The organism is Endozoicomonas sp. ONNA2 (genome assembly GCF_024606365.1).
Classification (GTDB): Bacteria; Pseudomonadota; Gammaproteobacteria; order Pseudomonadales; family Endozoicomonadaceae; genus Endozoicomonas.
Window position 1 is genome coordinate 1 of sequence record NZ_JAHHPO010000941.1, and the last position, 7,908, is coordinate 7,908.

The 7,908-nt window shown below is 48.0% G+C and carries 5 protein-coding genes and 1 pseudogene; 1 reads left to right on the forward strand and 5 read right to left on the reverse strand.

From position 1 onward, the window contains the following. The first annotated feature begins 164 nt into the window (after positions 1 to 164). The gene (gene parC / locus KDK14_RS16735) at positions 165 to 2,420 is read left to right on the forward strand and encodes a DNA topoisomerase IV subunit A (protein WP_257266318.1); all 2,256 of its coding nucleotides are present in this window, start codon (positions 165 to 167) and stop codon (positions 2,418 to 2,420) included. Positions 2,421 to 2,435: 15 nt separating this feature from the next. Here parC and KDK14_RS16740 read toward each other — a convergent pair whose 3' ends face one another. The 5 genes and pseudogenes from KDK14_RS16740 to trxA all read right to left on the reverse strand — a co-directional run bounded on the left by KDK14_RS16740 (position 2,436) and on the right by trxA (position 7,700). After that, positions 2,436 to 3,083, reverse strand: coding sequence for a TetR/AcrR family transcriptional regulator (locus KDK14_RS16740; RefSeq protein WP_257266319.1), 648 nt, complete (start codon positions 3,081 to 3,083; stop codon positions 2,436 to 2,438). Positions 3,084 to 3,242: 159 nt separating this feature from the next. Further along, the gene (locus KDK14_RS21830) at positions 3,243 to 3,971 is read right to left on the reverse strand and encodes a hypothetical protein (protein ID WP_257266320.1); all 729 of its coding nucleotides are present in this window, start codon (positions 3,969 to 3,971) and stop codon (positions 3,243 to 3,245) included. Between the two features lie 65 nt (positions 3,972 to 4,036). Continuing rightward, positions 4,037 to 5,494, reverse strand: a pseudogene (gene ubiD / locus KDK14_RS16750) (4-hydroxy-3-polyprenylbenzoate decarboxylase). Between the two features lie 283 nt (positions 5,495 to 5,777). Next, positions 5,778 to 7,037 carry a transcription termination factor Rho gene (rho, locus tag KDK14_RS16755; RefSeq protein WP_257266321.1) on the reverse strand — a complete coding sequence of 420 codons (1,260 nt, stop codon included), beginning with the start codon at positions 7,035 to 7,037 and terminating at the stop codon, positions 5,778 to 5,780. A gap of 339 nt (positions 7,038 to 7,376) precedes the next feature. Beyond that, positions 7,377 to 7,700 carry a thioredoxin TrxA gene (gene trxA / locus KDK14_RS16760; RefSeq protein ID WP_257266322.1) on the reverse strand — a complete coding sequence of 108 codons (324 nt, stop codon included), beginning with the start codon at positions 7,698 to 7,700 and terminating at the stop codon, positions 7,377 to 7,379. Positions 7,701 to 7,908 lie beyond the last annotated feature (208 nt).

Here is a 7,908-nt window from a genome sequence, read left to right on the forward strand (position 1 = left end):
AGAGCGACAAAGTCCTGCGCGAGATTCGGGGCAGTTTATGAAATATCCGGGTTAGGCATTTGTGTTTAAAAATTCTTATTGTGATAACACCATCACTTTTAGAACAAGAATGATACTTGCTATCATGGCAGATTTATTATCAAAGTCCTGAAACAGGTTTAACCATGACGGAGCAGATCATTATTGGCGACGATGGAGTTGAACGTCAGTCCCTACGAGCGTATACCGAGAACGCATACCTTAATTACTCCATGTACGTCATTCTGGATCGTGCCCTGCCTCATATAGGGGATGGCCTGAAACCGGTCCAGAGACGCATTATCTATGCAATGAGTGAACTTGGCTTGAAAAATACCGCCAAGTTCAAGAAGTCTGCCCGTACCGTGGGTGATGTGCTCGGCAAGTTTCATCCACACGGTGACAGCGCCTGTTACGAAGCCATGGTGTTGATGGCGCAACCTTTTTCCTATCGCTACCCGCTGGTCGATGGACAGGGCAACTGGGGCTCCCCTGATGATCCCAAATCCTTTGCCGCCATGCGTTATACCGAGTCCCGTCTCGCTAAATATGCAGACTCATTACTGGGGGAGCTAGGCCAGGGCACAGTGGACTGGGTGGCAAACTTTGACGGAACACTGGACGAGCCATCCATACTTCCAGCCCGCTTGCCAAACCTGTTGCTCAATGGCACCACCGGTATTGCTGTTGGTATGGCAACCGACATTCCACCCCACAATCTTCGTGAAGTGGCCAACGCCTGCATTCATCTGTTGGAAAACCCCAAGGCAGGCGTTGCCGAGCTTTGTGAGCATATTCAGGGGCCTGATTTTCCAACGGAAGCCGAGCTGATTACCCCTCGTTCTGACCTGATCAAAATGTATGAGTCCGGCAGGGGCTCTTTAAGAATGCGTGCCGTCTACCAGCAGGAAAGTGGTGATATTGTCGTGACGGCACTGCCACACCAGGCATCCGGAGCGAAGGTTCTGGAGCAAATCGCAGCGCAGATGCAGGCCAAAAAGCTGCCAATGGTCGCTGACCTGCGGGATGAGTCCGACCATGAGAATCCGACTCGCCTGGTAATCGTTCCCAAATCCAATCGGGTAGATATTGACAGTCTGATGAACCACCTGTTTGCCACCACTGATCTGGAAAAAACCTACCGGGTTAATATGAACATGATCGGTGTTGATGGACGGCCTCAGGTTAAGGCGCTTGACAAAATGCTGGGCGAGTGGCTCACGTGGCGCAGTGAAACGGTACGTCGTCGTTTGCAGCACCGGCTGGATAAAGTGCTCAGCAGACTTCATATTCTTGAAGGTTTGATGATCGCCTTTTTGAATATTGATGAAATTATAGAAATCATTCGTACAGAAGATAAACCCAAAGCCACTCTAATGGAGCGCTTTGGTCTTTCTGACATTCAGGCTGAAGCCATCCTTGACCTCAAATTGCGACATCTGGCCAAACTTGAAGAAGTGAAGATTCGTACAGAACAGGACGACCTTGCACAGGAACGTAATTCTCTTGAGTTGACCCTTGGATCAGAAAGACGCCTTAAGACGCTTATAAAAAAAGAACTCAAAGCAGATTCTAAAAGTTTTGGTGATCATCGTCGCTCTCCTATTGTCGTAAGATCTGAAGCTCAGGCATTCTCACAGTCCGATCTGATGATCTCCGAGCCTGTTACTGTCGTACTTTCAAATAAAGGCTGGGTACGCTGCGCCAAAGGGCACGATGTTGATCCATTGACACTTAATTATAAGTCTGGCGACGGTTATCGTTTATCTGCAAAGGGACGAAGCAACCAGACTTCAGTTTTTCTCGATTCTACCGGCCGTGTTTACTCCGTCCTGACCCATACGCTGCCTTCGGCAAGAGGGCAGGGTGAGCCCTTAACCGGACGAGTCAACCCTCCCTCCGGGGCAACCTTTGAAGGTTTGTGTGTTGGTGATGACAGTGACTGTTATCTGCTGGCCAGTGATGCGGGTTACGGATTTATTGCTCAATTTTCCGATATGATCAGTAAAAATAAGGCCGGAAAAACCCTGCTGACGCTGCCCAAAAATGCCCATGTGCTGACACCAATATCCATAATCGGCAACAATCCAATGCTGGCCGCCATCACCAATGAAGGACGAATGTTAGTATTCCCGTTACAGGAGCTTCCCAGGCTTGGCAGAGGGAAAGGCAACAAAATTATTAATATCGCCTCTGCCCGTGCAGCCCAGAGCAGTGAACTCATGACTCAGCTTGCCATCATCAATGACGGTGATGCGCTGACACTCTTTGCCGGCAAACGCCATGTAACTCTGAAAGCCGCTGACCTTGAGCATTATCGTGGCGAGCGGGGCAGGCGTGGCAATAAGCTTCCCAGGGGCTTTCAGAAAGTGGATAAGGTTGAGGTAGTTTCTGCAGGATAACCTGCAGAATTTATTTTAGTTATTGATTCCACAGCCTCCCAGTATCATCTGGCAGACACTTTCGGTAAAAGCTTCCACATCTTCTGACTCAAGGTCCTCTTTACCCAGGACAGAAGCAACCTGGGGACCATAGTCGACGTAGTATTGGGTGGTTGCCCAGATGGTAAATAACAGATGAACAGGATCAACCGGCCTCATCTTACCTTGGGCAATCCAACCGTTAATCACCTCGGATTTTTCCTGAATCCAGTCATTAAAAGGCTGAAAATGCTCTTTAATATGCTGCCCTCCATGCAGTATTTCACTACTGAATATACGGGATGCATTTGAGTGCGCCAGAACATATTTCATTTTGGCCCTGATAAATTGTCTTAATGATGTTTCAGGATCATCATCTGGATTAAGTCCACTGAAAACAGACTGCCATAGCTCCATAATGTGATTGAGCACCGCACCGTATAGCTCAACCTTACTATTGAAATAATAGTGCACATTAGCTTTTGGCAAGCCAGCGCGATGGGCAATATCACGAATGGACGCGCCCTTAAATCCGCTGGCGACAAACTCATCTTCTGCGGCTTGAAGAATAATTTGAATGTTTTTCTGCCGGACCCGACTATTTTTTAATCCTGCCTGATCTGTTTTTGAGGGTGATGGTTGCATACTGAATACCGTACCTTGCATTGATTATACTCGATTTGAATATAGACAAGGGACGGGCTTTTTCCACGGCTTAATAAATAACGACAGTTGCCTAATAAAAAATACTGTCGTTTTTATTAGACTATGTGAATTATATTCCGTCGATGTGATGAAGCTTTATCAAGATCTTGGCGCATATGCAAAGACATCAGAGTGAATATTCTTAGCCTGGAAATTTTTCGCTACCAGCGCATCAAACGTTGCATAGACCATCTGCGGAGATCCACTGATAAAGATTTCACTGCCAATTATAAGCTCTTTATCGTCTATGACCGCCTCAAACAAAAGTCCGTGGCGCCCTTTCCAGCCTGCTTGTTCAAGAGCATCACTGACCACCGGGTGGTAGTGAAATTGAGAAGAAGCCCAGTGAATGGGAAGATTGGGCATATAAAACCCTTCTGGCGAACGAGCACCCCAGTACAGGTGGATATCTTTATGCCCGGGATTTTTCAGTGAGAATTCAATCATGCTTTTCATCTGGGCAAATCCAGTACCTGCCGCAATAAATACCAGCGGTTTAGCTGGAACGCTTGCCAGAAAACACTGGCCTTTTGGCATTCGGATTGAAATGTTCCCCTGCTCAAGGGCGTTGAACAGCTTGATGGAGTTTGTGCTGGAAGATAACTTTTGAATATGTAATTCCAGCTCCTTTTGCCCGGGAACCGGGGGGCTGGCTATTGAGAACGCACAGGCTTCCCCATCGGTCAGGACAATCTCAAGGTACTGCCCTGCCCAATAGTCCGGAAAATAACCCTGGTGTGTTTTGAGGATGACGCGGTAAACACCTTCTGATAGCAACTGAAGATTTGCCACCTGGCAAGACTGAGTGGAAACTTGGTTGATCTGCACGAATACCTCTAACGCTCAAGACTTCAGGGATCCCGGGCTTCCTGAAGCTGCATGCTGCCTAACTGTTACCCATCAATGCCAAGCTGATCCCAAATAGCATCAACCCAATGCTTAATGGTATCAGTCATCGAAATGGCTGTTCCCCACTCCCGACTGGTTTCACCTTCCCACTTGTTGGTGGCATCAAAGCCGACCTTTGATCCGAGCCCGGCAACGGGAGAAGCAAAATCCAGGTAATCAATGGGGGTGTGGTCAATGAAGACGGAGTCTCTTTTCGGGTCCATACGGGTCGTCATCGCCCATATCACATCATTCCAGTCCCTGGCATTGACATCATCATCCGTCACAATCACAAACTTGGTGTACATAAACTGTCGCAGGAATGACCAGACACCCAGCATAACCCGTTTGGCATGCCCAGGATACTCCTTGCGCATGGTAACGACTGCCAGTCGATAAGAGCAACCCTCTGGCGGTAAATAAAAATCAACAATTTCAGGAAACTGCTTCTTGAGAATGGGAACAAATATTTCATTCAAAGCCAATCCCAATATCGCTGGTTCATCCGGTGGACGCCCTGTATAGGTGCTGTGGTAAATGGGGTTACGTCGGTGTGTCACACATTCAACGGTAATACCGGGAATGACTTAATAGCCGGTATGATCGCCGTAGGGGCCCTCATCTGCCATCTCTGTGGGATAGATAAAACCTTCAAGGACTATCTCGGCACTGGCAGGAACCTGCAGATCGTTCGTACGACTTTTGGTCAACTCAGTTTTACCGCCCCTTAACAAACCGGCAAAAGCATATTCTGATAATGAGTCGGGTATCGGTGTAACAGCACCAAGAATGGTCGCAGGGTCAGCGCCTAAAGCCACTGATACCGGAAAAGGGGTATCCGGGTGTTTTTTCTGCCAGTCTCTGAAATCGAGCGCCCCCCCTCGATGGGACACCAGCGCATGATTAATTTATTCCTGCCAGGCAGCTGCTGACGATAAATACCCGGGTTCTGACGCTCTTTTTCCGGACCACGGGTAACCACCAGAGGCCAGTTAATCAAGGGTGCGGCATCTCCTGGCCAGCAGGTCTGAATGGGCAGCTGGGTCAAATCAATATCATCACCTGTTAGTACCACCTCACTGACAAGGTGCCGATTTAACCACCTTCGGCCCCATGTTCAGCACCTGCCTGAACAGCGGGAGCTTTTCAATGGCATCTCTTAATCCTTTCGGGGGATCCGGCTCCTTGAGATATGCCAACAGCTCACCAACGTCCCTTAGTGCACTGATATCACTCTGTCCCATCCCCAGGGCAACCCGCTTCTGCGTGCCAAACAAGTTCCCCAGCACGGGCATATCAAAGCCTTTGGGGTTTTCAAATAATAGGGCGGGACCACCTTTTTTCAGGGTTCGGTCACAAATTTCTGTCATTTCCAGAACCGGGTCAACTTCAAGACTGATTCGCTTGAGTTCCCCCTGTTTTTCCAGCTGGTCAATGAAATCCCGGAGATCCTTGTATTTCATGAATATGTCTTCCTGGGCTCTGGCAGTTTTCGCCTGGATAGTGAAAACCACGTCAGTTGACGGGGATGATAAAGAGGTTGTTGCTGTCGAATTGTGAGGATCGAATAACCCTTTCACGGTATTTCCGGCACGAAAACCGAGCGTGCCGACATTGCATGAAAGCCTGAATATACAGTGAAATAGTTGCAAGGCTGGCAGGATACTTTTGGCCTTACTCCCGGGCAGAGACTGTGACGGTGATCAAACGACATCTTTCTCACAGCCCTTCCTGCAGGAATGAAAATTACTTCCGCTTCATGGATTGAAAGAACTCATCATTGGTCTTGGTGTGCTTCATCCGGTCCAGCAGGAATTCAATGGCCTGAATTTCATCCATTGGGTGCAGGATTTTACGAAGAATCCACATACGCTGAAGCTCTTCTTCTGTGGTCAGCAGATCTTCACGACGAGTGCCGGATTTGTTAATACCAATGGCAGGGAAGACCCGCTTTTCAGCCGCCCGCCGGTCAAGGTGGAGTTCCATATTTCCTGTACCCTTGAACTCCTCAAAGATGACCTCATCCATCTTGGAGCCCGTATCAACCAGTGCGGTGGCCAGAATGGTCAGACTACCACCCTCTTCGATGTTGCGGGCAGCACCAAAGAAACGCTTGGGACGCTCAAGGGCATGAGCATCCACCCCACCCGTAAGCACCTTGCCAGATGAGGGAATCACCGTGTTGTAAGCACGGGCAAGCCGGGTAATGGAGTCCAGCAAAATAACAACATCTTTCTTGTGCTCTACCAGACGCTTGGCTTTTTCCAGTACCATCTCGGCAACCTGCACATGACGGGAAGGAGGCTCATCGAAGGTAGAGGCGACAACTTCACCACGCACAGACCGGGACATTTCGGTGACTTCTTCCGGACGCTCATCAATGAGTAGAACAATCAGATAGCACTCCGGATTATTCCGGGTAATATTCGCTGCTATATTCTGCAGCATCAGTGTTTTACCGGCTTTTGGAGGAGACACAATCAGGCCTCGCTGACCTTTGCCAATAGGGGCTACCAGGTCGATGATCCGAGCGGTTAAATCCTCTGTTGCCCCATTTCCCATCTCCATGGTGAGACGGTCCTGGGGAAATAATGGCGTGAGGTTTTCAAACAGGATTTTATTGCGGGCATTTTCTGGTTGATCAAAATTGATTTCATTCACCTTAAGGAGGGCAAAGTATCTTTCTCCCTCCTTGGGTGGACGAATTTTTCCGGAAATCGTATCGCCCGTTCTCAGATTAAATCGGCGAATCTGGCTTGGGGAAACATAAATATCGTCCGGTCCCGCCAGATAGGAACTGTCAGCGGAACGGAGAAAACCAAAACCATCCTGGAGAATTTCCAGAACACCATCACCATAGATATCTTCACCACTGCGTGCATGGCGTTTGAGTATGGTGAAAATTACATCCTGCTTCCTGGAACGGGCAAGGTTTTCGAGACCCATTTCATTCGCTATTGCCAGAAGTTCAGGAACAGACTTTTTCTTCAGTTCGGTAAGATGCATAACCAGTAGTGTGCGAATGTTAATTGAAAGGTAAGTGGCCGTTGTCTTTGCAGGAAGATCAGAAAATATTTGACTTATTATGAAAAAGGAAAGCTAAGTATTGATTAATGCCTGCGAGTGTTTATAACGGCTGCCCTGTCTGGGCCAGATCCCTGAGATCAGAAGATTACTGACAGCCCTGTGTAATTAAAGTCTATATCCTTTTCTGGAAAATAATCAAGAATTAAGGCCTCGTCAACTGAATTGATTTAAAATTTTAATCAGCAGCTATGAAAATGAGGCCAGTCAAGTGGCTGTAACGGTCTGTCACAACCAGCAATGACCAGCATTGACCAGCAGTTACAAATTGCTATCCAAAAACGCTGTCAGCTGTGATTTGGACAGGGCACCCACTTTAGTGGCTTCTACGTTGCCACCCTTAAACAGCATCAGCGTAGGAATACCACGCACACCGTATTTTGGCGGGGTTGCCTCATTCTCATCAATATTCAGCTTACAGACGGTCAGCTTGCCATCGTAGTCCTGGGCAATTTCATCAAGAACGGGGGCAATCATTTTGCAAGGACCACACCATTCCGCCCAATAGTCAACAAGCACCGGACCTTCGGCCTTCAGAACCACTTGTTCGAAGGAGTCATCTGTCACTTTGACAATTTCGCTCATGGAATGGATCTCCTAACCATGGTACTTAAAAGTATTTAAAGTAAACTCGGGAGCCTTGACGGGGCAAGCCAAACTGACTGCTAAAGGATATCATCGGCCCAGAACTAACCTATTATGCCTGATTCATGGAATTTTGTGGCTTTTTTTTCTATAAAAAAGCCATCAACCAAGCAGGCTAAGGAGTTGTCTGGAAATAACTTTCCTATTT